The sequence below is a fragment of the Ancylobacter sp. GW821-FHT10E12 genome (genome assembly GCF_058809335.1).
Genome location: NZ_JBXASN010000013.1, coordinates 116,151 through 140,343, shown reverse-complemented (window position 1 = coordinate 140,343; position 24,193 = coordinate 116,151). Strand labels below are relative to the sequence as shown.

Annotated in this window: 21 protein-coding genes; 12 read left to right on the top strand and 9 right to left on the bottom strand. The window is 68.5% G+C overall.

The window, feature by feature from the left end; all coding sequences use genetic code 11:
• Positions 1–118: 118 nt before the first annotated feature.
• Entirely contained in the window at positions 119–1,774 is a 1,656-nt protein-coding gene (locus AC1RU4_RS18255) for a cation:proton antiporter domain-containing protein (RefSeq protein WP_492892534.1), read from the top strand.
• Between the two features lie 330 nt (positions 1,775–2,104).
• Here the strand turns inward: AC1RU4_RS18255 and AC1RU4_RS18250 are convergent, their stop codons facing one another.
• Positions 2,105–2,998, bottom strand: a complete 894-nt coding sequence (locus AC1RU4_RS18250; protein ID WP_492892567.1) for a LysR family transcriptional regulator — start codon at positions 2,996–2,998, stop codon at positions 2,105–2,107.
• Between the two features lie 32 nt (positions 2,999–3,030).
• A complete protein-coding gene (gene trxB, locus AC1RU4_RS18245; protein ID WP_492892533.1) occupies positions 3,031–4,020 on the bottom strand; it encodes a thioredoxin-disulfide reductase in 990 nt (329 codons plus the stop codon).
• A 268-nt stretch (positions 4,021–4,288) separates the two neighbouring features.
• Between trxB and AC1RU4_RS18240 the strand changes: the two genes are divergently transcribed.
• Genes AC1RU4_RS18240 through AC1RU4_RS18225 form a run of 4 tightly spaced genes read left to right on the top strand, consistent with a single transcriptional unit; the run spans position 4,289 to position 7,558 of the window.
• Entirely contained in the window at positions 4,289–4,780 is a 492-nt protein-coding gene (locus tag AC1RU4_RS18240) for an Lrp/AsnC family transcriptional regulator (protein WP_492892532.1), read from the top strand.
• Positions 4,777–5,685, top strand: coding sequence for a glycosyltransferase family 8 protein (locus AC1RU4_RS18235; RefSeq protein ID WP_492892531.1), 909 nt, complete (start codon positions 4,777–4,779; stop codon positions 5,683–5,685). Before AC1RU4_RS18240 ends, AC1RU4_RS18235 begins: the two co-directional genes overlap by 4 nt.
• The gene (locus AC1RU4_RS18230) at positions 5,682–6,731 is read left to right on the top strand and encodes an ELM1/GtrOC1 family putative glycosyltransferase (RefSeq protein ID WP_492892530.1); all 1,050 of its coding nucleotides are present in this window, start codon (positions 5,682–5,684) and stop codon (positions 6,729–6,731) included. The genes AC1RU4_RS18235 and AC1RU4_RS18230 overlap by 4 nt, the downstream gene beginning before the upstream one ends.
• Positions 6,731–7,558, top strand: coding sequence for a hypothetical protein (locus tag AC1RU4_RS18225; RefSeq protein WP_492892529.1), 828 nt, complete (start codon positions 6,731–6,733; stop codon positions 7,556–7,558). Before AC1RU4_RS18230 ends, AC1RU4_RS18225 begins: the two co-directional genes overlap by 1 nt.
• Here the strand turns inward: AC1RU4_RS18225 and AC1RU4_RS18220 are convergent.
• The 5 genes from AC1RU4_RS18220 to AC1RU4_RS18200 form a co-directional block, all read right to left on the bottom strand.
• Positions 7,534–8,628: a glycosyltransferase family 4 protein gene (locus AC1RU4_RS18220; RefSeq protein ID WP_492892528.1), complete on the bottom strand. Its 1,095-nt coding sequence runs from the start codon at positions 8,626–8,628 to the stop codon at positions 7,534–7,536. The two genes, AC1RU4_RS18225 and AC1RU4_RS18220, sit on opposite strands and share 25 nt — an antisense overlap.
• 13 nt (positions 8,629–8,641) lie before the next feature.
• A complete protein-coding gene (gene greA, locus AC1RU4_RS18215; protein WP_492892527.1) occupies positions 8,642–9,115 on the bottom strand; it encodes a transcription elongation factor GreA in 474 nt (157 codons plus the stop codon).
• A 135-nt stretch (positions 9,116–9,250) separates the two neighbouring features.
• Positions 9,251–12,586 (bottom strand): carbamoyl-phosphate synthase large subunit, encoded by a 3,336-nt coding sequence (gene carB / locus AC1RU4_RS18210; protein WP_492892526.1) that lies wholly within the window; start codon positions 12,584–12,586, stop codon positions 9,251–9,253.
• Positions 12,587–12,789: 203 nt separating this feature from the next.
• Entirely contained in the window at positions 12,790–13,287 is a 498-nt protein-coding gene (locus AC1RU4_RS18205; protein ID WP_492892525.1) for a cupin domain-containing protein, read from the bottom strand.
• 55 nt (positions 13,288–13,342) lie between these two features.
• Entirely contained in the window at positions 13,343–13,750 is a 408-nt protein-coding gene (locus tag AC1RU4_RS18200; RefSeq protein ID WP_492892566.1) for a winged helix-turn-helix transcriptional regulator, read from the bottom strand.
• A 135-nt stretch (positions 13,751–13,885) separates the two neighbouring features.
• Here AC1RU4_RS18200 and AC1RU4_RS18195 point away from each other — a divergent pair, with 135 nt between their 5' ends.
• Complete coding sequence (locus AC1RU4_RS18195) at positions 13,886–14,641, top strand: SDR family oxidoreductase (protein WP_492892524.1); 756 nt, start codon at positions 13,886–13,888, stop codon at positions 14,639–14,641.
• 58 nt (positions 14,642–14,699) lie between these two features.
• Here the strand turns inward: AC1RU4_RS18195 and carA are convergent, their stop codons facing one another.
• Positions 14,700–15,929 carry a glutamine-hydrolyzing carbamoyl-phosphate synthase small subunit gene (gene carA, locus AC1RU4_RS18190; RefSeq protein ID WP_492892523.1) on the bottom strand — a complete coding sequence of 410 codons (1,230 nt, stop codon included), beginning with the start codon at positions 15,927–15,929 and terminating at the stop codon, positions 14,700–14,702.
• A gap of 234 nt (positions 15,930–16,163) precedes the next feature.
• Here carA and AC1RU4_RS18185 point away from each other — a divergent pair, with 234 nt between their 5' ends.
• The 4 genes from AC1RU4_RS18185 to rpoD all read left to right on the top strand — a co-directional run bounded on the left by AC1RU4_RS18185 (position 16,164) and on the right by rpoD (position 21,907).
• Positions 16,164–16,619, top strand: a complete 456-nt coding sequence (locus AC1RU4_RS18185) for a GatB/YqeY domain-containing protein (RefSeq protein ID WP_492892522.1) — start codon at positions 16,164–16,166, stop codon at positions 16,617–16,619.
• Positions 16,620–16,708: 89 nt separating this feature from the next.
• Entirely contained in the window at positions 16,709–17,464 is a 756-nt protein-coding gene (locus AC1RU4_RS18180; RefSeq protein ID WP_492892521.1) for a transporter substrate-binding domain-containing protein, read from the top strand.
• A 248-nt stretch (positions 17,465–17,712) separates the two neighbouring features.
• Positions 17,713–19,659 carry a DNA primase gene (gene dnaG, locus AC1RU4_RS18175; protein ID WP_492892520.1) on the top strand — a complete coding sequence of 649 codons (1,947 nt, stop codon included), beginning with the start codon at positions 17,713–17,715 and terminating at the stop codon, positions 19,657–19,659.
• Positions 19,660–19,906: 247 nt separating this feature from the next.
• The gene (gene rpoD, locus AC1RU4_RS18170) at positions 19,907–21,907 is read left to right on the top strand and encodes an RNA polymerase sigma factor RpoD (protein WP_492892519.1); all 2,001 of its coding nucleotides are present in this window, start codon (positions 19,907–19,909) and stop codon (positions 21,905–21,907) included.
• A gap of 74 nt (positions 21,908–21,981) precedes the next feature.
• Here rpoD and AC1RU4_RS18165 read toward each other — a convergent pair whose 3' ends face one another.
• Positions 21,982–22,689, bottom strand: a complete 708-nt coding sequence (locus tag AC1RU4_RS18165) for an NlpC/P60 family protein (protein ID WP_492892518.1) — start codon at positions 22,687–22,689, stop codon at positions 21,982–21,984.
• 319 nt (positions 22,690–23,008) lie between these two features.
• Between AC1RU4_RS18165 and AC1RU4_RS18160 the strand changes: the two genes are divergently transcribed.
• On the top strand, positions 23,009–23,458 hold the full coding sequence (locus AC1RU4_RS18160; protein WP_492892517.1) for a hypothetical protein: 450 nt from the start codon (positions 23,009–23,011) through the stop codon (positions 23,456–23,458).
• 111 nt (positions 23,459–23,569) lie between these two features.
• Positions 23,570–24,181 (top strand): LysE family translocator, encoded by a 612-nt coding sequence (locus AC1RU4_RS18155; RefSeq protein ID WP_492892516.1) that lies wholly within the window; start codon positions 23,570–23,572, stop codon positions 24,179–24,181.
• Positions 24,182–24,193 lie beyond the last annotated feature (12 nt).

Sequence of the window (24,193 nt, the reverse complement as noted above, 5' to 3'; positions counted from 1 at the left end):
GGCCACCTTGCGTGGCGGACCGCTTCGGAGCGCCTGTCCGCAACCGCCCGGCCGACCGCGTTCCGGCCATCGCCGCCGGGCTCCCCTCCACCGTCACGCGCAAGGGAGCCGCCGCGCAATGCCGCATCAGGTGCCGCTGATCGCCACCGTCTGCCTGGCTTTCGTTCTGGCGGCGATCTTCGGCTATCTGGCGACGCGGCTGCGGCTGTCGCCCCTTGTCGGCTACCTCGTCGCCGGCCTCGCGGTCGGCCCCTACACGCCCGGCTTCGTCGCCGACACCTCGCTCGCCCCGCAGCTCGCCGAACTCGGCATCATCCTGCTGATGTTCGGCGTCGGGCTGCACTTCACCCCGCGCGACCTCCTCCGCGTCTGGCGCGTCGCCGTGCCCGGCGCGGTGGCGCAGATCGCCGTCGCCAGTCTCGTCGGCCTCGGCCTTGCCGTGCTCTGGGGCTGGAGCGTCGCCGGCGGCTTCGTCTTCGGGCTGTCGCTGTCGGTGGCGAGTACGGTGGTGCTGCTGCGCGCGCTGGAGGAGCAGCGGGCGGTGGAGACCGAGAACGGCCGCATCGCCGTCGCCTGGCTGGTGGTGGAAGATCTCGCCATGGTGCTGGTGCTGGTGCTGCTGCCGGCGCTGGCCGGCATCGCGCAGGGGGAGGGGACGGATCTCGCCGGCCTGTCCGCCTCCATCGGCACCACGCTCGGGGCCGTGGCGCTGTTCGTGGCGCTGATGCTGGTGGTCGGGCGGCGGGTCATCCCTTGGATGCTGGAGCGGGTCGCGCGCACCGGCTCGCGCGAATTGTTCACCCTGTCGGTGCTCGGCACCGCGCTCGGCATCGCCTATGGCTCGGCGCTGCTGTTCGGCGTGTCCTTCGCGCTCGGCGCCTTCTTCGCCGGGCTGGTGCTGGGGGAATCCGACCTCAGCCACCGCGCGGCGGAAGGCTCGCTGCCGCTGCGCGACGCGTTCGCGGTGCTGTTCTTCGTCTCGGTCGGCATGTTGTTCGACCCGAGCATCCTCCTGCGCCGGCCGCTCGACGTGGCGGCGGTGCTGACCGTCATCCTGTTCATCAAGTCGGCGGCGGCGATGGTGCTGGTACGGCAGCTCGGGCGGTCGCGGGGCATGGCGGCGATGGTGGCGGCGAGCCTGGCGCAGATCGGCGAGTTCTCCTTCATCCTGGTTGGCCTCGGCATCGACGAGGGGCTGGTGCCGAAGGAGGCGCGCGACCTCATCGTCGCCGGCGCGATGATCTCCATCGCCCTCAATCCCTTCGCCTTCAAGGTCGCCGAGCTCTGGCTGCGCCGCAGCGAGGCCGGCGGCGAACAGGCCGAATCGCCGTTGGCCGACGAGGTCTACGGCCCGCACCAGCCGCATGGCGACGGCCCGGTCATCCTGATCGGCCTCGGGCGGGTCGGATCGGCCATTGCCGGCCAGCTCATGGATGCCAAGGTGCCGCTGGTCGTCGTCGGCCAGGACCGGCTGAAGATCGAGGGCTGGCGGCGCCAGGGAGGACGCGGCGTGGTCGCCGTCGGCACGCCCGTCGAGGTGCTGCAGGGCGCCGGCATCGCCGGGGCGCGCATGCTGATGGTCACCGTGCCGGACGAGCTGCAGGGAGGGGCCTTCATCGAGGCTGCCCGTCGCATGCGCCGCGACCTGTTCATCACCGCCCGCGCCCATAGCGAGGACGGCGTGGAGCATCTGCGCGCCCGCGGTGCCGATCTGGTGGTCTATGCCGAGCGCGAGGTCGCCGGCCGCATGATCGAGAACATTCTCGGCGTCTGAAAGAAAAAAGCCGGGCTCAAAAGAGCCCGGCTGAGTTTCGTCGCCTGAGCGACGACCTTCCAGAGGGGAACAGCTGAAGCACTCAGTGCTGCAGCGTCACGACGTGATATGACTGTTCATGAGGCATTTGGCAATGAAGTATGCCCGCATGGCAGGCATGCGTTTAGCGGGCAGCGGCAATTATCGGTCGCAAAACGGTAATCTATGACGTTTTTCTAACAAACCCGGCGCAGTTTGCGCCTGTTTTTGTACTTTCGGTCATAATGAGGCCTGCCTCTTCCGCGCGCCAGGCGCGGCGGGTGCACAAAAATCGGGCGATATCGGAAGCCGTCAGAAATTCCAGCGCTGCGCCTTGGCGACGAGGAAGTCGCGGAACACCTGGATTCGCGCCACCGAGCGCATTTCCTGGGGGTAGACGAAATAGGCTTCCAGCGTCGGCGTCGGCCGCTCGGCGAAGAGCTGCACCAGCGTCGCGGAATCCTCCAGCAGGTAGTCCGGCACGATGCCGATGCCGACCCCGCGCTCCACCGCGCGCTTCAGGCCGAGCACGTTATTGACCGAGAGCGCCGGAATGCGCCCTTCCTGGCCGTCCTCGATGCCGGCCCGCTCCAGCCAGTTCAGCGCCTGGAAATAGGAGGGGATCGGGCCGCCCAGCAGGATGATGCGGTGCTTCTCCAGCTCGTCCAGCGTGCGCGGGTGGCCGTTGCGCTTGAGATATTCCGCCGAGGCGAAGGCGTGGAAATGCACGGTGAACAGCTTGCGCTGGATCAGGTCCGGCTGCACCGGCTGGCGCAGGCGGATGGCGACGTCGGCCTCGCGCATGGCAAGGTCGAGCTCGTCGTCGGTCAGGATCAGCGTGATGCGGATGTCGGGATAGAGTTCGAGGAACTCGCCGATGCGCGCCGTCAGCCAATGGGTGCCGAGGCCCATCGTGGTGGTCACGCGCAATTCGCCGTTCGGCTTCTCGCGGCTGTCGGTGAGCTTCGCGCGGGCCGCCTCCAGCTTCATGAACACTTCATGGGCGGTGCGGTAGAGCAGATCGCCCTGCTCGGTCAGGATCAGCCCGCGGGCATGGCGATGGAACAGCGGGATGTTGAGTTCCTGCTCCAGCGCCGAGACCTGGCGGCTCACCGCCGATTGCGACAGGCCCAGCACCTCGCCGGCATGGGTGAAGGACCCAGCTTCCGCCGCGACGTGGAAGACCTTGAGTTTGTCCCAGTCCATGTCGCGCGCCCGTGCCTTCGATCCGTCCATTGTCACTCCGCGGCGTGCGCGAGGGGGTGGCGCGCGGCGATGAAGCGCTCGGCTTCCAGTGCCGCCATGCAGCCCATCCCGGCGGCGGTCACCGCCTGCCGGAACGTATCGTCCGCCACGTCGCCGGCGGCGAACACGCCCTCGACCGAGGTGGCGGTGGAATAGGGGGCGGTCCACACATAGCCGCTCGGCTTCAGCTTCAGCTGCCCGGCGACCAGCTCGGTGGCCGGCGCGTGGCCGATGGCGATGAACACGCCGTCCGCCTTGCGCTCGCTGAAGGCACCGGTCTCGACATTCTTCAGGACGACGCCGGTCACCTTGGTCGGCTCGTCCTCGCCCTTCACCTCGTGCAGCGCCGAGTTCCACACCACCTCGACCTTGGGATGGGCGAACAGCCGGTCCTGCAGGATGCGTTCGGCGCGGAAGCTGTCGCGCCGGTGCACCACCGTCACCTTGGAGGCGAAATTGGTGAGGAACAGCGCTTCCTCGACCGCGGTATTGCCGCCGCCGATCACGAAGACCTCCTTGCCGCGATAGAAGAAGCCGTCGCAGGTGGCGCAGGCGGAGACGCCGAAGCCGCGATAGGCCTGCTCGGAGGGCAGGTCGAGCCAGCGCGCCTGTGCGCCGGTGGCGAGAATCACCGTCTCGGCGATCCACACCTGCCCGGAATCGGTCTCCAGCCGGAACGGGCGCGAGGAGAAGTCCGCCTTCGTCACCAGGTCGTTGACGATGCGCGTGCCCATGTGCTCGGCCTGCGCCTGCATCTGCTCCATCAGCCAGGGACCCTGGATCGGGTCGGCGAAGCCGGGATAATTCTCGACATCGGTGGTGATGGTGAGCTGGCCGCCGGGCTGGATGCCCTGGATCAGCACCGGTTCGAGCATGGCGCGCGCGGCATAGATCGCGGCGGTGTAGCCGGCCGGGCCGGAGCCGATGATCACCACCTTCGCTCGGGTTGCCGGGCTGGATGCGGACGAAAGGGCCGCCGACATGGAAAGCACTCGCAATTCGCGTGGAGCGGCACCGGCCGCTCCTTCAGGATGCTGCATCTGGCCTGTACCGGCCTCGGCCGCAAGAGGCGTGCCGGACGCATCCGCCAGCCATGCGAAAATGTAGGGGCTCGCCCCCTGCTCTGCAAGCGGCTCGTAGCTTATCCCAAAGTTGTCCAATGGTAAGATTGCGTGTCGCATCTTGAAACATTATTGCGCTGTCCGGCCGCTCCTCTATGGTGCGCGCCGGGTGCGGGCCGGATCCCGCCCCATGAAGGAGGCCGGTTTGGCGCGCCGCATCGACACGATCGACTGGAACATCCTGCGCGAACTGCAGGGGGATGGCCGCATCACCAATGTCGAGCTCTCGCAGCGGGTCGGCATTTCCGCTCCGCCCTGCCTGCGCCGGGTGCGGTCGCTGGAGGAGGAGGGCATCATCAAGGGCTACCGCGCCCTGCTCGACGAGAAATCGCTCGGCTTCGACCTCCAGGGCTTCGCCATGGTGCATCTGGTCAGCCAGGCCGAGGCCGACCTCACCGCCTTCGCCGAGCAGGTCGACCGCTGGCCGCTGGTGCGCTCCTGCTGGATGCTGTCGGGCGAGACCGATTTCCTGCTGCTCTGCGTCGCGCCGGACCTGCGCTCGTTCCAGAATTTCGTGCTGGAGCTGACCAGCGCGCCGAATGTCAGCAAGGTGAAGACCGCGCTCACCCTCAAGCAGACCAAGGACGCCGCCATCGTCCCCATGGACGGGTCGTCGTCGTGATCCTCGCCACCGCGACCGATGCCGCCTATGTCGAGCTCACCGCGGTGCTGCTCGCCTCGTTGGCGGCGAATGCGGGCGCGGAGGTCGAGCGGGTCGTGGTGTTCTGCGACAAGGTGAGCCCGGAGGACCGCGAGCGGATGCGCGCCAGCTACGGCCGCGCCGATATCGAATTCGTCGAGCTCGCCGACGAGATGGCCCGCCATTTCGGGGCGCGGCCGGTCAACCACCATCTCTCGCGCACCGCCTATGCCCGCATCCTGATGCCGCTGCTGCTGCCGGAGGCGACCGGGCGGCTGCTCTATGTCGATTGCGACACCCTCGTCAACGCCCCGCTCGCGCCGCTGGAGGCCTTGCCGATGCAGGGTTTCGCGGTGGCGGCGGTGGACGACATCGCCCGGCTCGATCCCGAGCGTCATGCCGAGCGCAACCGCGCCATCGGCCTGCCCGGCGAGATGCGCTATTTCAACAGCGGCGTGCTGCTGATCGATCTCGATGCCTGGCGGCGCGCCGACCTGTCGGACAAGGTGATGGCCTTCGCCGCCGCGCATCCGAACCTGCCGATGATGGACCAGGATGCGCTCAACGGCACCCTGCGCGGGCAGTGGCTGGCGCTCGACGAGCGCTGGAACCTGCATCGCCGGCTGGTCAAGGGCCGCTACGAGGGCGATGCGGTCGACTGGGACGAGGCCGCCATCATCCATTTCATCGGCCAGGTGAAGCCGAACTACGCCGATTGCGACCATCCCGCCCGCGGCCGCTTCCTCGCCCACCGCGCCCGAACCCCCTTCGCCAATGCGCGGATGAAGACCCGGCTGTCGCGCAAGATCGAGAAGCGGGTGCGCAGGCTGAAACGGCTGCGCACCTGGTTCGGCCGCCGCTTCCTCGGCGCGGGGCGGGCGGCGTGAAACGGGTTCTCATCCTGCGCGATGTCAAGCCCGGCCATTCCAACCAGGCCGAGGGGCTGGCGCTCGCCGTCGCCCGTCTGACCGCCACCGAGGTGCAGCGCGTCGAGGTGCGCCCGGCCGGCTGGGCGCGCGACGATATCCGCAAGCTGGTCATGCGCCGTGCCGGCCGCGACGCCCGCTTCTGGCTGAACTGGCTGTACGGCATCGACCTGTCGGCGGTGGCCCGGCCCGACATCATCGTCGCCTCCGGCCGGCCGACCATCGCCGCCGGCATCCTCCTCTCGCGTCATTTCGACAACGCGCCCTTCATCGTCTCCGGCGGCATCGACGGCTATGACGCGAGCGCCGTCGCGCTCAATATCGTCTCCTCGCCGCGGCAGGCCGGCGATCGCGGCGCCGCCTATGCGCCGATCCCCTGCACCGTCGATCCCGACGCCTATCCGCCGCCGCGCCTCCTGGCCGATGTCGCGTCGCTGCAGGGTGCCTCGCTCGCCTTGCTGGTCGGCGGCTCGGCCTATCGCCGCGAATTCCCCGAGACTGAATGGGACGCGCTGCTCGCCTTCGTGCCGGCGGTCGCCGAGCGCTACGGCGTGCGCTGGCGGGTCTCCACCTCGCGCCGCACGCCGGAGGCGGTGGCCGACCGCTTCGCCCGGCTGGCCGCCACCGGAGCGGTTGCCGAATATGTCGACTACCGCAGCGCCGGCCCCGGCTCGGTGCGGGCGCTGTTCGGCGCCGACGCCGTCGTCGTCACCGAGGATTCGATGAGCATGCTCGCCGAGGGGCTCGCGGCGCGCCGGCCGGTGGTCGGGCTCAAGTCCCGCGTGGTGCACAAGCACTACGCCAACGAGATCATTGCCGGCATGACGGGTCCGCACCTCGCCATCCTGCCGATGGCCAGCGTCACTCCCGAGCAGTTCGCCGCGACGCTCACCCGCCTGGCGCCGCCGACCGAGGATGCGCGCGACATTCTTGCCCGCGCCATCGCCCCGGTCCTTGGGCTGGATTTGCCGGACCTGCCCGTTCCCGAACCCCGGAGCCGTGCCTGATGCTCGCCGTCATCTGCCTGAAATGGGGAGAGGCCTACCCGGCGGAGGATGTGAACATCCTCTATCAGGGCGTGCGCGACCATGTGGGCGAGCCGTTCCGCTTCATCTGCCTCACCGACCGGCCGGACGGATTGCGCCCCGAGGTCGAGACCGCCGACCTGCCCGGCACCGGCGCGCTCGCCCTGCGCTGGCGCGGCTGCTGGCCGAAGCTCGGCATGTTCGCGCCCGGCCTGCTCGCCGGCGTCGATCTCGCGCTCTATCTCGATCTCGACGTGGTGATCCTGGGGTCGCTCGACCCGATCATCGCCCATGCGCGCGCCACTCCCGGCCTGCACATCCTGCGCGAATGGAACCCGAGCATCTGGGAATTGCTGCCGGTCTCCCTGCGCCCGGACCGCGGCGCGCAGAGTTCCATGGTCGCCTGGCGGCCGGGCGAGCAGGACCATCTCTATCTGGAGGCGATGGCCGATCCCGAGCGCGCCTATGCGCTCGCCAAGAACGACCAGCTCTATATCGGCATCAAGGCGCAGGGGCGGCATTATTTCCCGGAGCGCTTCGCCGTCTCCTTCCGCCGCCATTGCGTGCCGCACCGGCCGCTCAATCTCGTCTTCAGGACCGCCCGCAAGCCGGCCACCGCGCCGCTGGTGGTCTTCCACGGCGTGCCGAAGCCGAGCGAGGTCGCCCGCGCCGATGTCGGCGCCTGGGGCACCCGCAACCGGCCCGGCTACGGCCCGGTCGACTGGGTGCGCGCCTATTGGGAGCGCGGGCTGGAAGGCACGCGCGCGGCTTTCGCCAAGCGTGATCAGGAACGCCAGACCGCCTCGTAGACGGCGTTGATCCTGGCCGCCTCGCGCTCCAGCGAGAAGTCGGCGACCGCATGCGCCCGCGCCGCCGCCTGCATCGCCGCCCGCCCGGCCTCGTCCCTGGAAAGATAGTCCGCCACCGCCTCCGCCATCGCCTCGCCGTCGCCGGGTGGGACCAGCGCGCCGGTCATGCTCTCGATTATAAGCTCCTCGAAGGCGCCGACGCGGGTGGCGATCACCGGCACCCCGCAGGCCATCGCCTCGATCGGCGTCACCCCGAAGCCTTCCCAGCGCTGCGGCGCGACATAGAGGTCGAGTGCGCGATACCAGTCCGGCGTCGCCGAGGTCTCGACCTCACCGGGAAACAGGAGGCGATCGGCCAGCCCCGCCGCCGCCACCTTCGCCTTCAGCCCGTCGAGGAAGGCCTGGTCCTTGCCGAGCGCGCGGCCGAGCACCACGCCGCCCCAGCCGGGATGGCCGGGCAGCACGCGGATGAGTGCGTCGACGAACACGTCGGTGCCCTTCTGCGCGCGGATGCGCCCGAAACAGCCGATCATCCTGAGATCCGGCAGCCCCAGCGCCGCCCGCGCCGCCGCGCGGTCCTCCGCCGGGCGGAACACCTGCGCGTCGATGCCGTGATGGATGATCGTGGAGGGGCATCTGAGATAGGCGGCGGTGCGCGCGGAGGTGGAGATCACCCCATCCATCCGCGAGATCAGGAACCGCGTCCAGCCGGTATGGTGGCGCTGCGAGGCCGAGGTGAAGACCAGCCGCAGCTTCATGCGCAGCAGATCGCGCAGGACGACGCCGGTCAGCATCTCGATATTGCGCCGCGCGTGCCAGATCCGCGCCGGCCGGCCGGGCGGAGCGCGCCAGAAATGCGCCAGCCCCGTCCAGCCGATGCGCGGCACGCCGGCGGCGAGCTTCGGCCCCAGCGCGGCGATGCGGATCCGCCGCGCCTGCACCGGCACCACGCGCTCCAGCGTCGAGGTGACGCCGGAGAGCCGCCGCTTCAGATTGGGCGCGACGGCCTCGACGAGCGCCGGATCCGGGAATTGCGCCGGATCGGGCGTCGGATCGAGGTCGCGGCGCATCGTGGCGGGGATGTCAGGCGAAGCGCACGTCGGCGATCTCGTAGGAGCGGGCGCCCTTGGGCGTCACCACTTCCACCGAGGTGCCCTGCTTCTTGCCGATCAGCGCGCGGGCCATGGGCGAGGAAATGGAGATGCGGCCGGCCTTGGCGTCGGCTTCCATGTCGCCGACGATCTGCCACACCCGCTCCTCGTCGGTGTCTTCGTCGATGAGCTTCACCGTGGCGCCGAACTTCACCACGTCGCCGGAAAGCTTGGCGACGTCGATGATCTCGGCGCGGGACAGCTTGTCTTCCAGCTCGGCGATCCGGCCTTCGTTCAGCGCCTGCTGTTCCTTGGCGGCGTGATATTCGGCGTTCTCGGAAAGGTCGCCATGCGCGCGCGCCTCGGAGATCGCGGCGATGATGCGCGGGCGCTCCACCTGCTGGCGATGCTTGAACTCCACTTCGAGCGCGGCAAAGCCGCCGGCGGTCATCGGAAACTTTTCCATAGGTCTTGTCTGACCTCCCAAAAAAGCAAACGCAGCCCCCGCGAAAGGTCCTGCCGCCTCGGTTCGGCGAAAGGGCCTTCGCGTCGGGCTGGTGTCTGTCTGTTGTCGGCCGGAGCTGTCTCGCGAGGCGCGATGTCAGGCCCGGTCGTGTTTGAAATAGTCCTGCAGCGCCCGCACCTCAAGATCGCCGCCGATATAGGCCTTGATCCCGCGCGCCGCTGCGATGGCTCCGGACAGCGTGGTGTAATACGGCACTTTGTGCAAGAGGGCGGCGCGCCGCAGCGAGCGACTGTCCGCCAGCGCCTGCGCGCCCTCGGTGGTGTTGAACACCAGCTGCACGTCGCCGTTCTTGATGGTGTCGACGATATGCGGCCGGCCTTCCAGCACCTTGTTGATCTTGGTCGCCGCGATGCCGTTCTCGGCGAGATAGCGCTGGGTGCCGGACGTGGCGAGCACCTTGAAGCCGAGCGAGGCCAGCAGCCGCGCGGTGTCGAGGATGCGGGGCTTGTCGTCCTCGCGCACCGAGATGAACACCGTGCCGGATTTCGGCACCTTGGTGCCGCCGCCGAGCTGGCTCTTGGCGAAGGCCACCTCGAAGGAGCGGTCGAGGCCCATCACCTCGCCGGTGGAGCGCATTTCCGGGCCGAGCACCGTGTCGACGCCGGGGAAGCGGGCGAAGGGGAACACCGCCTCCTTCACCGCCACATGACCCAGCACCGCCGGCTTCAGGCCGAAGCTTGCCAGCTTCTCGCCGGCCATGATTCGGGCGGCGATCTTGGCGATCGGCTCGCCGATCACCTTGGCGACGAACGGCACGGTGCGCGACGCGCGCGGGTTGACTTCGAGGACGTGGATGACGCCGTCCTTGATGGCGTATTGCACGTTCATCAGCCCGCCGACGCCGAGCGCCAGCGCCATCCGGCGCGTCTGCGACTCGAGCTCGGCGATGGTTTCCGCCGACAGCGAATGCGGCGGCAGCGAGCAGGCGCTGTCGCCCGAATGGATGCCGGCCTCCTCGATATGCTCCATGATGCCGCACACGAAGGTGTCGGTGCCGTCGGCGAGGCAGTCGACGTCGACCTCGATGGCGTCCGAGAGATAGCGGTCGAACAGCAGCGGGTTCTTGCCGAGCAGGGTGTTGATCTGCCCGGTCTTGTCGTTCGGGTAGCGCGCCTTGACCTCGTTCGGCACCAGCTCGGGCAGCGTGCCGAGCAGGTAGTCGCCGAGCTGCGCCTCCTCGTGGATGATCTGCATCGCCCGGCCGCCCAGCACATAGGAGGGGCGCACCACCAGCGGGTAGCCGAGATCGGCGGTGACGAGGCGCGCCTGCTCCACCGAATAGGCGATGCCGTTGGCCGGCTGCTTCAGCTTCAGCTTGTCGAGCAGCGTCTTGAAGCGGTCACGGTCCTCGGCGAGGTCGATGGCGTCCGGCGAGGTGCCGAGGATCGGGATATCGGCCTCTTCGAGCGCGCGGGCGAGCTTGAGCGGCGTCTGGCCGCCGAACTGCACGATCACCCCGTGCAGCGTGCCGTTGGCGCGCTCGCGCTCCAGGATCTCGATCACGTCCTCGGCGGTCAGCGGCTCGAAATACAGCCGGTCCGAGGTGTCGTAGTCGGTGGACACCGTCTCCGGGTTGCAGTTGACCATGATGGTCTCGTACCCGGCATCCTTCAGCGCGAAGGCGGCGTGGCAGCAGCAATAGTCGAACTCGATGCCCTGGCCGATGCGGTTCGGCCCGCCGCCGAGAATGACGATCTTCGTCCGGTCGGTGGGGCGCGATTCGTCGGCGAGCACGCCGGCGAACGGCGTCTCGTAGGTCGAGTACATATAGGGGGTCGGCGCGGCGAATTCGGCGGCGCAGGTGTCGATGCGCTTATAGGCCGGCCGCACGTCGAGCGAGCGCCTGAGCCCGGACACGTCCGCCTCGTGCTGGCGGGTGAGGGTGGCGAGGCGCTGGTCGGAAAAGCCCATCGCCTTCAGCCGGCGGAAGGCGCCGGCGGTCTTCGGCAGGCCATGGGCGCGGATCTTCGCCTCGGTGTCGACGATCTCGCGGATCTGGTCGAGGAACCACGGGTCGATCTTGCAGCCGGCGTGGATGGTCTCGTTGGTGAGCCCGAGCCGCATCGCCTGCGCCACCTGCAGCAGCCGGTTCGGCGTCGGCGTGCCGATGGCGGCGCGGATGGCGTTCTTGTCGTCGCCTTGGCCGAGGCCCTCGATCTCGATCTCGTCGAGGCCGTTGAGGCCGGTCTCCAGCGAGCGCAGCGCCTTCTGCAGGCTTTCCTGGAAGGTGCGGCCGATGGCCATCGCCTCGCCGACCGACTTCATCGAGGTGGTCAGCACCGGGTCGGCGCCGGGGAACTTCTCGAAGGCGAAGCGGGGGATCTTGGTGACGACGTAGTCGATGGTCGGCTCGAACGAGGCCGGGGTGGCGCCGCCGGTGATGTCGTTGGCGATCTCGTCCAGCGTGTAGCCGACCGCGAGCCGCGCGGCGACCTTGGCGATCGGGAAGCCGGTCGCCTTGGAGGCCAGCGCCGAGGAGCGCGAGACGCGCGGATTCATCTCGATGACGATCATCCGGCCCGTCTCCGGGTCGACGGCGAACTGCACGTTGGAGCCGCCGGTCTCCACCCCGATCTCGCGCAGCACCGCCAGCGAGGCGTCGCGCATGATCTGGTATTCCTTGTCGGTCAGCGTCAGCGCCGGGGCGACGGTGATCGAATCGCCGGTATGCACGCCCATCGGGTCGATGTTCTCGATGGAGCAGACGATGATGCAGTTGTCCGCCTTGTCGCGGACGACCTCCATCTCGTATTCCTTCCAGCCGAGCACGCTTTCCTCCACCAGCACCTCGTTGGTGGGGGAGGCGTCGATGCCGCGCTCGATGATCTCGATATATTCGGACTTGTTGTAGGCGATGCCGCCGCCCTGGCCGCCCATGGTGAAGGACGGGCGGATGATCGCCGGCAGGCCGATCTCATCCAAAGCTTCAAGAGCCTGCGGTAACGTCTTGATCTGTCTTGAGCGCGGCGTGTCGAGACCGATCTTGGTCATGGCGTCGCGGAACAGCTCGCGGTCCTCGGCCTTGTCGATGGCCTCGGCGGTGGCGCCGATCATCTCGACGTCGAATTCGTCGAGCACGCCCATCTTGCGCAGCGACAGCGCGCAGTTCAGCGCCGTCTGGCCGCCCATGGTCGGCAGCAGCGCGAAGCCGCCGGGCGCGACATGGCGCTCCCTGGCGATGATCTTGGCGACGATCTCGGGGGTAATCGGCTCGATATAGGTGGAATCGGCGAGATCCGGGTCCGTCATGATGGTCGCCGGATTGGAGTTCACCAGCACCACGCGGTAGCCCTCGGCCTTGAGGGTCTTGCACGCCTGGGTGCCGGAATAATCGAACTCGCAGGCCTGGCCGATGACGATGGGGCCGGCGCCGATAATGAGGATGGTGGAAATATCTGTGCGTTTCGGCATCGGATCCCGTGCGGCTCGCGCATTTGACCGGGCGCACGAAAAAGGACCCGTTTGCGACGCGTCCTGGGTGCACCCGGATCAGTTTGTTGGCGGAGGGCTCCCCCGCAATTGGGGGCTTCCCTTAAACCAGATTCCCGCGAGGGGGAAGGGCGGCTGTGGGTTGTCCCGCGGCTTGCGGCCGCGCGCGCGGGGCATGGAGCGGGTCAGCCCTTCCACAATTGCATCAGCGGGCCCTCGCTTCCTTCCACCGGATCGCTCTCCGGCAGCTTGACGGCACGGATGCGCGCCAGCGCCGCATCCAGCCCCGTCGCCACCGGGGTTTCGATCTCGTAGTCCTGCCCCGGCGGATAAGCGCCGACGACGAGGAAATCGGCGCTGGCTTCCAGCCGCCTGTGGCCGGTGCCGGCCGGCAGCACCAGCACGTCGCCCGGCCCGAGCCGCAATCTGGCGCCGCCTTCGCCGCCGATCAGCACCCGCGCGGTGCCGCGGGCGACCGCCAGCGCCTCATGCGCCGTGGTGTGGAAGTGGTGATAGTCGAAGATGCCGTCGCGCCAGCGGCAATCCCAGCCATTGTCGCCGAGCCGCCGCTCGATACGGGCGGCATCGGCCGGCAGGGCGGCGCGATAGATCAGCACCGGCAGGTCGGGATGGTTCGGCACCCCGGCGGAGGGTGAAAAGCGCAGATGCTCGGGCGTGGTCATGCGAGGCTCCCGGCGGGTCACCAACAGAACCGTGCGCCGGGCCGGCGGTTCCGTCTCATCCCGCCTTCGCCGCGTCGAACGCCGCGCGGGAGCGCTCGATGCGCTGCAGATTCGCCTCCGCCCATGTCCACACGCCGCAGAACGCCTCGCTGAGGCTGAAGCCGAGATCGGTCAGCCGGTACTCGACCTTGGGCGGGATCACCGGGTGGATGGTGCGCACCACCAGCCCGTCGCGCTCCATCTGCCGCAGCGTCTGGGTCAGCATCTTCTGGCTGATGCCGCCGGCGAGCTCGCCGATCCGGGTGAAACGCAATTCGCCGTGCTCGGCCAGCACCTCCAGCACGATCATCGTCCATTTATCGGCGACGCGGCCGATCACTTCGTTCACCAGCGCCTCGACGCGGGGATCGAGCTCCGCCGTGCGTGCGTCCGCCTCGCTGCGGGGCGGGGCGGCGGGCTGCATCGGGCCTGTCGCCGGGGCGCTCATGTCGACACTCTCCTTCGGGTAACTACAGCACTTAAAGGTGCCTACTTTCGATTGGTAAGTGTAACTCTTATAACCGGGCCCGACCGAAACACCAGCATTCGCGAGGCGAAAATGGATATCAGCGGCAACACCATCCTGATCACCGGCGGCAATGCCGGCATCGGCCGGGCGCTCGCCGAGGCGCTGCAGGCCGAGGGCAACAAGGTCATCGTCACCGGCCGCCGCAAGCAGGCGCTGGAGGCGACCGTGGCCGCGAATCCCGGCATGGAGTACCGGGTGCTCGACGTGGCGGACGCGCGGGCGATCGCCGATTTCGCCGGCGAGGTGACGGCGGATTTTCCTGATCTCAACGTCGTCATCCACAATGCCGGCATCATGATCGCCGAGGACCTCACCGCCGACCCGGTGGACCTCGCGACGCCGGAGGCGATCATCGCCACCAACCTGCTCGGGCCGATCCGGCTCACCGCGGCGCTGCTGCCGCATCTTCGCCGCCAGCCCTCGGCGACGGTGGTGACGGTATCGTCCGGCCTCGCCTTCGTGCCGCTGGTGATCACGCCGACCTATAACGCCACCAAGGCGGCGATCCATTCCTGGAGCCAGAGCCTGCGCGCCCAGCTTGCCGGCAGCTCGGTCGGCGTCATCGAGATCGCGCCGCCGGCGGTTGCCACCGAGCTCATGCCGGGCCAGTCGCGGAACCCGAACTCGATGCCGCTCGACGCCTTCATCGCCGAGACGGTCGAATTGCTGAAGGCGCATCCGCATGGGCCGGAGATCTGCGTCCAGCGCGTCGGCTTCCTGCGCGGCGCCGAGGCGCGCGGGGACTACGAGAAGGTCTTCGCCATCCTCAACGACGGCACCCATTGACGAAAAAGGCGGGGCTCAGCCCCGCCTTACGCGTTCCGGCATGTGATGGAAGGCGGCGTCACGCCGCCTTCTTGTTCCTGGCGATCATCTCGACGAAGCGGTCGAACAGGTAGTGGCTGTCCTGCGGGCCGGGGCTCGCCTCGGGGTGGTACTGCACCGAGAACACCGGCCGGTCGGTCAGCTGGATGCCGGCATTGGAGCCGTCGAACAGCGAGACATGCGTTTCCTGCGCGGTGGCCGGCAGGCTGTCGCGGTCGACCGCGAAGCCGTGGTTCATCGAGGTGATCTCGACCTTGCCGGTGGTCATGTCCTTCACCGGGTGGTTCGCCCCGTGATGGCCCTGGTGCATCTTCATGGTGCGCCCGCCCACCGCGAGGCCGAGCATCTGGTGGCCGAGGCAGATGCCGAAGGTCGGCACGCCGCGCTCGATGATCTCGCGGATCACCGGCACCGCATATTCCCCCGTCGCCGCCGGGTCGCCGGGGCCGTTGGAGAGGAACACGCCGTCCGGCTGCAGCGCCAGGATCTCCTGCGCCGACGTCGTCGCCGGCACCACCGTCACCTTGCAGCCGACGCGGGCGAGCAGGCGCAGGATGTTGCGCTTGATGCCGTAGTCGATGGCGACGACGTGGTGCGCCGGCGCGGTCTGCTGGCCAAAGCCCTCCGGCCACTGCCACGGCGTCTCGTCCCAGCCGAAGCGCTGGGCGCTGGTCACCATCGGCACCAGGTCCATGCCGACGAGGCCCGGCCACGCGGCGGCTTCCTGCTTGAGCGCGGGGAGGTCGAATTTCCCGTCCGCCGCATGGGCGATCACCGCGTTCGGCATGCCCTTGTCGCGGATCAGCGCGGTGAGCGCGCGGGTGTCGATGCCGGAAATCGCGACGATGCCGCGCGCCTTCAGCCAATTGTCGAAATGACGGGTGGCGCGATAGTTGGAGGGATCGGTGATGGCGGAGTGCACCACCACGCCGCGCACGCCGGAGGCGCCGGCCATCGAGATGGTCTCGATGTCGTCCTCGTTGGTGCCGACATTGCCGATATGCGGGAAGGTGAAAGTGATGATCTGCCCGGCATAGGAGGGATCGGTCAGAACCTCCTGGTAGCCGGTCATCGCGGTGTTGAAGCACACCTCGCCGACCGCATGGCCGGTGGCGCCCAGCCCGAAGCCTTCCAGCACGGTGCCGTCGGCCAGGACGAGAAGCGCGGTGGGAAGGGGTTCGGCCCACACGTCGCCAGTACCCGCACTCGTGGCCGCACTGCTGGCCGCATCCGCTGCGTTGCCGCTCATGTGTCTTGTTCCTCGCTTGAGTGTGGCCTAATTAGTCGCTTGCCGCGCCGGATGCCAGCCTCAACGCTGCGTATCGGTTCTTCCTGTAGCGCGGAGCTGCTTCAACGCGGCGCGCAGCAGGGGCAAGGACGGCCGATACTGGCCGCCGGGGCGGATTTGACAGGTCTCGGGCGATTGGAGCCGGCGCGCCAGCGGTGCGTCGCCGCCCGAACACAGGAATTAAGAGGGGCAGACGTGCTGCGCGACACCATCAATACTTCGCTCAAGGAATCGATGAAGGCCGGCGACAAGCTGCGCCTCGGCACGCTTCGCCTGATCAATGCGGCGATCAAGGACCGCGATATCGAGGCGCGCGGCCATGGCAAAGACCCGCTCTCGGACGACGAAATTCTCGGCCTGCTCACCAAGATGATCAAGCAGCGCGAGGAATCCGCCAAGGTCTACGAGGAAGCCGGCCGCGCCGACCTCTCCACCCAGGAGCGCGAGGAAATCAAGGTCATCCAGTCCTTCCTGCCGACGCAGATGACCGAGGCCGAATCGCAGGCCGCCATCGCCGCGGTGATCGCCGAGATCGACGCGCACGGGCTGAAGGACATGGGCCGCACCATGGCGGCGCTGAAGGAGCGCTATACCGGCGTGATGGATTTCGGCAAGGCCAGCGGCACGGTGAAGACGCTGCTCACCGCCTGAGGCGCGGGCCGGCCGGGCAGGGTGCCCAGCCGGCCGTTCGCTTTCCGGCCGTTCGCTTTCCGGGCGTTTCCTGCCGGCACGGGTGATCCATGAATTCTCGCCTCGACCTCGATCCGCCGTCGCCGGCCACGCGCGACCTTCTCGCCCCCGGCGGGGTCCTGCGCGCCGGGATCAACCTGTCCAATTTCCTGCTGGTGACCGCACGCACCGAGACGGGCGATCCGGTCGGCGTGTCGCCCGACATGGCGCGTGCCTTCGCCGATCATCTCGGCGTGGCGCTCGAGCTGGTGCCCTATGCCTCGCCCGGTCTCGTCGCCGACGCGGCCGTGCGCGACGAATGGGACATCGCCCTCATCGGCGCCGAGCCGCAGCGGGCCGAGGTGATCGGCTTCTCCCCGGCCTATTGCGAGATCGAGGCGACCTATCTGGTGCCGCCCGGATCGCCGTTGCAGTCGGTCGTCGAGGTCGATGCGCCGGGCATCAGCATCGCCGTGACCCGCCGCACCGCCTATGGCCTGTGGCTGGAGCGCAACATCGCCCATGCCACGCTGGCGCCGTCCGACAGCATGGCCGACGCGCTGGGCGACTTCATCGCCAGCAGGCGCGACGCGCTGGCCGGGCTGCGTCCCGGCCTCCTCGCCGATCTCGCCCGCGTGCCGGGAGGGCGGGTGCTGCCCGGCCGGTATGCTTGCGTGCAGCAGGCCATCGGCACGCCAAAGGCCAAGCAGGCCGCGCTCGGCGAGATCGTCCGCTTCGTCGAGGCGGCCAAGGCGTCCGGCTTCGTCGCCGGGCTGATCGCCCGGCACGGCGTCGAGGGCAAGCTGAGCGTCGCCCCCGCCGGCTGAGGCATGCCGGTCGCCCCCGGAAGGCGCTCCCCGCAGGGCGCTTGCCCGGATCATCAACCGGTCGGTTGACGGCTCTCCGCCTTTTTTCCACCGTGGATAACGGGGACAGTGGGGGCGGCACTCCGGTGAGTCGGCCTTCGCGCGCGAAGCCGGGTCGGCGAATCGACCTTTCCGGCGTAGACTCTAGCGTCAGTCGGCCCGGCTCTTGCCTGTCACTCGTGACGTCCACCGTTCAGCGATACCGACCGATGCGCTTCCCGCCCTCGTTCCTCGACGAGATCCGCCAACGCCTCCCGCTGTCGGAGGTGGTGGGCAAGCGCGTGCGGCTGAAGAAGCAGGGGCGGGAATGGCGCGGCCTCTCCCCGTTCAACGCCGAGAAGACGCCGTCCTTCTATGTCAACGATCAGAAGGGCTTCTATCACTGCTTCTCCTCCGGCAAGCACGGCGACCAATTCGATTTCCTGATGGAGACCGAGGGCCTCGCCTTCCCGGAGGCGGTGGAGCGGCTCGCCAACATGGCCGGCGTTCCCATGCCCGTCGTCTCCCGCGAGGAGGAGGCGAAGGAGGTCCGCCGCAAGACGCTGCACGAGGTGATGGAGCTCGCGGCGAAATATTTCGAGGCGATGCTGCAGGGCCGCACCGGCGCCAAGGGCCGCGGCTATCTCGCCGATCGCGACCTCGGCCCGTCGACGCAGGCGCGCTTCCGCCTCGGCTACGCGCTGCCGGAGCGTTTCGCGCTCAAGGAAGCGCTCGGCGCCCGCGGCATCCCGGTCGAGGACATGGTCGAGGCCGGCCTGCTGATCGCCGCCGAGGACATCCCGGTCCCCTATGACCGCTTCCGCGACCGGGTGATGTTCCCGATCCACGACCTGCGCGGGCGCGTCGTCGCCTTTGGCGGCCGGGCGCTGGAGAAGGACGTCTCCGCCAAATACCTGAACTCGCCCGAGACGCCGCTCTTCCACAAGGGCGCCCTGCTCTATAACGGCTTCCACGCCCGCGCCGCCGCGCACAAGGGTGCCCGCGTCATCGCGGTGGAAGGCTATGTCGACGTCATCGCCATGGTCGAGGCCGGCTACGAGGGCGCGGTCGCCCCGCTGGGCACCGCGCTCACCGAGGAGCAGCTGGCGCTGCTGTGGCGCATGGCGCCCGAGCCGCTGCTGCTGTTCGACGGCGACAAGGCCGGCCGCCGCGCCGCCTACCGTGCCGTCGACCTGGCGCTGCCGCATCTCAAGCCCGGCATGAGCCTGTCCTTCGGCATGCTCCCCGAGGGGCAGGACCCGGACGACCTCGTACGGGCCGGCGGGCGCGAGGCGATGGAGGCGGTGCTGTCGCAGGCCCGCCCGCTCGCCGAGGTGCTGTGGGCGCGCGAGCTCGAGACCGCGACCTACGACACCCCCGAGCGCCGCGCCGCGCTGGAGGCGCGCATCGGCGAGATCGCCCGCCTGATCGGCGACGAGACGGTGCGCAAGCATTACCGCGCCGACCTGATGGAGCGCTTCCGCAAGCTGGTCTCGCCCGCCGCCGCGACCGGCGGCTTCCGCCGTCCGTTCGAGGGACGGAAGGGGCCGGGCCGGGATGCGGGCGGCAAGAACTGGGGCGGAAAAAGCTGGGGCGATCGCGGCGCGCCGGCGCGCGATGCCGTCTCCGGCGAATCCGTGCGCCGCTCGGCGCTGATGCAGGGCGCGATCGCCGCGGTGCCGCGCAACGAGGCGCTGCTGCTGTTCGCGCTGATGAACCATCCCTGGCTGCTCGACCGCGCCGCCGAGGAACTGGCCGCCATGCCGTTCCTCAACAAGGAGACCGACCGGCTGCGCCGGGCGCTGCTCGCCGCCCACATGGACGGCGCGACCGACGACGCGGCCAGCCTCGCCGCCCGCATCGAGGCCGAGGGGCTCGCCGATCTCGCCCGCCGGCTCGCCGCGCTGGCGGTGCCGCGCCACGACTGGCCGGCCTTTGCCGAGGCGGCGCCGGCCGATGTGGAGCTGTGGTGGCATCAGCGCCTGGTCTTGCACCGGCGCGCCCACGCTCTATCTAAGGACATGAAAGAGGCAGAGAAACGCCTCGCCGACGAGCCCGACGAGATCAATTGGGCCCGGTTCCTCGACGTACAAAGACAGCTCGCGGCACTTGACGGGACCGAAGCTTTGGTAGAGGGGTTCGGCGCTGCGTCGGGTCGCCCGGCGCGGACGATGTGAGAAGATCAGGGGTCACCCGCCCGCGAGCGTGAAGTCGCCGTGGTGCGAGAGGCCCTTGTTTGCGTCGGTTTTGTCCCGGCCGGCGCGGGGGACGGGCGGACAGGGCAAGCGGTCGTTTACGGTTGGCGTCGTAAACGGAGCAGGTCCGGCCCGATGTCTCTCGACAGGCGGGATTTCGTGAGGCGGCACCGGGTTCGGGGCCGCTCGTGGCCGGGGGCTTGGCCCCGGTGGTCGAAGGAGCACGCGCATGGCGAAGCAGGCAGCGGAAGCGACCGAAGCCCCCGAAAAGGATGGCGATACCCCGGACAGCCCGTTGCTCGACCTTTCGGACGCCGCGGTCCGGAAGATGATCAAGCTCGCCAAGAAGCGCGGCTATGTCACCTATGACGAACTGAACGAGGTCCTCCCCTCGGAGCAGAACACCTCGGACCAGATCGAGGACATCTACGCGATGCTCAACGAGATGGGCATCAACGTCGTCGAGGCCGAGGAGGCCGAGGCGGATGGCGAGGAAGAGGGCGAGAGCGGCGGCGGCGAGGACGACGAGGAGAGCAGCGGCGGCGAGATCGCCGAGGCGGCGCCCCGCGCGGTCATCCGTTCCGAGACCAAGTCCGAGCCCGGCGAGCGCACCGACGATCCGGTGCGCATGTATCTGCGCGAGATGGGCTCGGTCGAGCTGCTGTCCCGCGAGGGCGAGATCGCCATCGCCAAGCGCATCGAGGCCGGCCGCGAGGCGATGATCGCCGGCCTGTGCGAGAGCCCGCTCACCTTCCAGGCCATCATCATCTGGCGCGACGAACTCGTCGAAGGCAAGATCCTGCTGCGCGACATCATCGACCTCGAAGCGACCTATGCCGGTCCCGAGGCGAAGAACGGCCCGATCGTCGAGGGCGGCTCCATCGCGCCCGACGCCGACGAGGGCCGCGAGCCGACTCTCGGCGAGACCATCGCCGCCGATGACGACGACGACATGGAGAATTCGCTCTCCCTCGCCGCCATGGAAGCGGAGATCAAGCCGAAGGTGCTGGAGACCTTCGACAGCATCGCCGACGCCTACAAGAAGCTGCGCCGCCTGCAGGACCAGAACGTCGAGTCGAAGCTCAAGAACGAGAGCCTCTCGCCCTCGCAGGACCGCAAGTACAAGACGCTGAAGGACCAGCTGATCGGCGACGTGAAGTCGCTGTCGCTGAACCAGGCCCGCATCGACAACCTCGTCGAGCAGCTCTACGACATCAACAAGCGCCTTGTGTCGCTGGAAGGCCGGCTGATGCGCCTCGCCGAGAGCTTCGGCGTTGTGCGTGAGGACTTCCTCAAGCAGTACCAGGGCTACGAGCTCGATCCCAAGTGGATCAACCGGGTGAAGAACCTCACCTCGCGCGGCTGGAAGGGCTTCGTCGGCCAGGAGCTGGACGGCATCAAGGACCTGCGCTCGGAAATCCATGCGCTGGCGACCGAGACCGGGCTCGAAATCCTCGAGTTCCGCAAGATCGTGCAGATGGTGCAGAAGGGCGAGAAGGAAGCCCGCCAGGCCAAGAAGGAAATGGTGGAGGCGAACCTTCGCCTCGTCATCTCCATCGCCAAGAAATACACCAATCGCGGCCTGCAGTTCCTCGACCTCATCCAGGAAGGCAATATCGGCCTGATGAAGGCGGTCGACAAGTTCGAGTATCGCCGCGGCTACAAGTTCTCGACCTACGCGACCTGGTGGATCCGGCAGGCGATCACCCGCTCGATCGCCGATCAGGCCCGCACCATCCGCATCCCGGTGCACATGATCGAGACGATCAACAAGATCGTGCGCACCTCGCGCCAGATGCTGCACGAGATCGGCCGCGAGCCGACCCCGGAAGAGCTGGCCGAGAAGCTCGGCATGCCGCTGGAAAAGGTCCGCAAGGTCCTGAAGATCGCCAAGGAGCCGATCTCGCTCGAAACCCCGATCGGCGACGAGGAGGACAGCCATCTCGGCGACTTCATCGAGGACAAGAACGCCATCCTGCCGATCGACGCGGCGATCCAGAGCAACCTGCGCGAGACCACGACGCGCGTGCTCGCCTCGCTCACCCCGCGCGAGGAGCGCGTGCTGCGCATGCGCTTCGGCATCGGCATGAACACCGACCACACGCTGGAAGAGGTCGGCCAGCAGTTCTCGGTCACCCGCGAGCGCATCCGCCAGATCGAGGCCAAGGCGCTGCGCAAGCTCAAGCACCCCTCGCGCAGCCGCAAGCTCCGGTCCTTCCTCGACAATTGAGGCCGGCTGTTCCGACATGATGAAAGGCCGCGCAGGAAACCGCGCGGCCTTTGTCGTTGCGGGCTGCGACGCGGCTACTGCTCGTTGTGGCTCAGGTCGCCCTCGGCATCGGCGAGGAGGATCTCGCTCTTCAGCAAGCGGCCGGTCTTCGGCCAGCGCGCGTCCAGCAGCCGGCTCTTGGCGACGCGCGTGGTGTTGACCATGTCGGACTGGTTGCCGCCCAGCACGTGGTAGGCGCTGGCGTCCTCGCCGCGATAGAAGCCCACATGCCCGAGGGAGCTGCTCGGGGAGCCGCGCCAGAACACCAGGATGGCGCCGACGGTCGGGTCGCAGCGATCGCCGAAGCGTTTCCAGTTCTGCGCCCCGAGCGGGGCCGCCGGCAGCGGCTCGTCCGACAGGGTGGCCCCCACGCAATGGGCGACGAACAGGCCGCACCAGGGAATGTCATCGCTGGCATAGTCGATATCGAGGCCCTTGGCCCATTTGATGATCTTCTTGTTGCTGCCGGGGCCGGGATCCTCGGCGGTGCCGATAAGGTTCAGCGCCTCCTGGAACCAGACGAGGTCGGACATGTCGGTCTCGACCGGAGCCAGCGCGGGAGATCCGAACAGCGCCGCCTTGGTGGCCGGTCCCACCACGCCGTCCACTTCGAGCCCGGCCTTGGCCTGAAACCGCTTCACCGCGCCGATGGTCGTCCGGCCCCAGATCCCGTCGATCTCGCCGGGATTGAAGCCGAGATTCTTCAGGGCCTGCTGGATGCGCTTGGTATTTTCACTCGACATGCCACCCTCCCGTTTTGGTTGTATTGTTAATAATTGCAACATATGAGGGTGTTGTCAGCAAGAATTGCAACGCCAGCGTGTGCGGCGTCGGCTGTCTGGAAAAGGCGGCCATCCTGGGAAAGGCAGCTACGTGGCCGTCTTCCGTCGGCGCCGGCGCCGGCGGGCCGGCCCGAACCTGCTGCCGGATAGGAGACGCCACCGGCCCGGTGCGCCTGTGCCTGTGCCTGCGCCCGCGCCGCCGCCGACGTGCTATAGCTGAATCGGGCCGGCTGCACCGTCGGCGGCACCGTCGGGCAAACGTTCTGGCAGGCAAAACCTCATGGCGCGCAAGAGCATGGCACGCAACGGCCGCAAGGCCGGTCCCGTCTCAGCCGCTCCGCCGGAAAGCCGGTCCGCGTCGCGCCTGAGCTTCTTTCCCTTCGAGCGCATCACCCAGCCGCTGATCTCGCGCCGCATCTTCCTGCGGCGCATGGCATGGTCGATCCTCATCTGGTTCGGCATCATGCTGGGCGGTCTCGCCATCGGCATGGCCGGCTATCGCGGCTTCGAGGGCATGGACCTGGTGGACGCCTTCGCCAATGCGGCGATGATCCTGTCCGGCATGGGGCCGCTCGCGCCGCTGGCCACGACGCAAGGCAAGATATTCGCCGGCTGCTACGCGATCTTCTCCGGCCTTGTCGTGGTGCTGGCGACCGGCGTGGTGATGGCGCCGATCATCCACCATGTGCTGCACGCCTTCCATGTCGAGACCGAAGACCCGGACACCTGAGCCGCTCGCGGCGGAAGCCGCGGGGCGTCCCCGGCCATCGCCGGCGCTATCGGGTGTCGCATCCGCCTGTTCCCGCCGATAGTGTGCGCATAGCCGACCGGGAGCGCACCCATGTCCGTCGAATTCCTGCTCGTCACGCTGATCGTCGTCGCCTCGCCGGGCATCGGCGCCGTCTACACACTGTCGACGGGGCTGGGGCAGGGCGGGCGCGCCAGCGTGCTCGCCGCCTTCGCCTGCACGCTCGGCATCGTGCCGCATCTCGCCGCGGCGATGATGGGGCTCGCGGCGCTGCTCCATGCCAGCGCGCTTGCCTATGAAAGCGTGAAATATGCCGGCGTCGCCTATCTGCTCTACATGGCGTGGCGGAGCCTGAAGGCCGACGGGCCGCTGCGGGTGGAGGGCGACACCCGCCGCCGCCGGCCGCTGCGCATCATCGCCGACGGCATCCTCCTCAATCTGCTCAACCCGAAGCTGTCGATCTTCTTCGTGTCGTTCCTGCCGCAATTCATCGCGGCCGACGAGGCGCATCCGCTCGCGCGCCTCATGGAACTGTCCGGCGTGTTCATGGCGATGACCTTCGTGGTCTTTGCCGCCTATGGGCTGTTCGCCGCCTCGGTGCGCGACCGGGTGATCGCCCGCCCGGCGGTGATGGCATGGCTGCGCCGCAGTTTCGCCGCCGCCTTCCTCGTGCTCGGCGCCCGGCTGGCGCTCACCGAGCGGTGAGGGGAGCGGCGT

Excerpts from the sequence above, each read along its gene's own strand:
- AC1RU4_RS18255 (WP_492892534.1), top strand. The coding sequence starts at position 119 with ATGCCGCATCAGGTGCCGCTGATCGCCACCGTCTGCCTGGCTTTCGTT.
- AC1RU4_RS18250 (WP_492892567.1), bottom strand. The coding sequence starts at position 2,998 with ATGGACTGGGACAAACTCAAGGTCTTCCACGTCGCGGCGGAAGCTGGG.
- trxB (WP_492892533.1), bottom strand. The coding sequence starts at position 4,020 with ATGTCGGCGGCCCTTTCGTCCGCATCCAGCCCGGCAACCCGAGCGAAG.
- AC1RU4_RS18240 (WP_492892532.1), top strand. The coding sequence starts at position 4,289 with ATGAAGGAGGCCGGTTTGGCGCGCCGCATCGACACGATCGACTGGAAC.
- AC1RU4_RS18225 (WP_492892529.1), top strand. The coding sequence starts at position 6,731 with ATGCTCGCCGTCATCTGCCTGAAATGGGGAGAGGCCTACCCGGCGGAG.
- AC1RU4_RS18220 (WP_492892528.1), bottom strand. The coding sequence starts at position 8,628 with ATGCGCCGCGACCTCGATCCGACGCCCGATCCGGCGCAATTCCCGGAT.
- greA (WP_492892527.1), bottom strand. The coding sequence starts at position 9,115 with ATGGAAAAGTTTCCGATGACCGCCGGCGGCTTTGCCGCGCTCGAAGTG.
- carB (WP_492892526.1), bottom strand. The coding sequence starts at position 12,586 with ATGCCGAAACGCACAGATATTTCCACCATCCTCATTATCGGCGCCGGC.
- AC1RU4_RS18205 (WP_492892525.1), bottom strand. The coding sequence starts at position 13,287 with ATGACCACGCCCGAGCATCTGCGCTTTTCACCCTCCGCCGGGGTGCCG.
- AC1RU4_RS18200 (WP_492892566.1), bottom strand. The coding sequence starts at position 13,750 with ATGCAGCCCGCCGCCCCGCCCCGCAGCGAGGCGGACGCACGCACGGCG.
- AC1RU4_RS18195 (WP_492892524.1), top strand. The coding sequence starts at position 13,886 with ATGGATATCAGCGGCAACACCATCCTGATCACCGGCGGCAATGCCGGC.
- carA (WP_492892523.1), bottom strand. The coding sequence starts at position 15,929 with ATGAGCGGCAACGCAGCGGATGCGGCCAGCAGTGCGGCCACGAGTGCG.
- AC1RU4_RS18180 (WP_492892521.1), top strand. The coding sequence starts at position 16,709 with ATGAATTCTCGCCTCGACCTCGATCCGCCGTCGCCGGCCACGCGCGAC.
- dnaG (WP_492892520.1), top strand. The coding sequence starts at position 17,713 with ATGCGCTTCCCGCCCTCGTTCCTCGACGAGATCCGCCAACGCCTCCCG.
- rpoD (WP_492892519.1), top strand. The coding sequence starts at position 19,907 with ATGGCGAAGCAGGCAGCGGAAGCGACCGAAGCCCCCGAAAAGGATGGC.
- AC1RU4_RS18165 (WP_492892518.1), bottom strand. The coding sequence starts at position 22,689 with ATGTCGAGTGAAAATACCAAGCGCATCCAGCAGGCCCTGAAGAATCTC.
- AC1RU4_RS18160 (WP_492892517.1), top strand. The coding sequence starts at position 23,009 with ATGGCGCGCAAGAGCATGGCACGCAACGGCCGCAAGGCCGGTCCCGTC.
- AC1RU4_RS18155 (WP_492892516.1), top strand. The coding sequence starts at position 23,570 with ATGTCCGTCGAATTCCTGCTCGTCACGCTGATCGTCGTCGCCTCGCCG.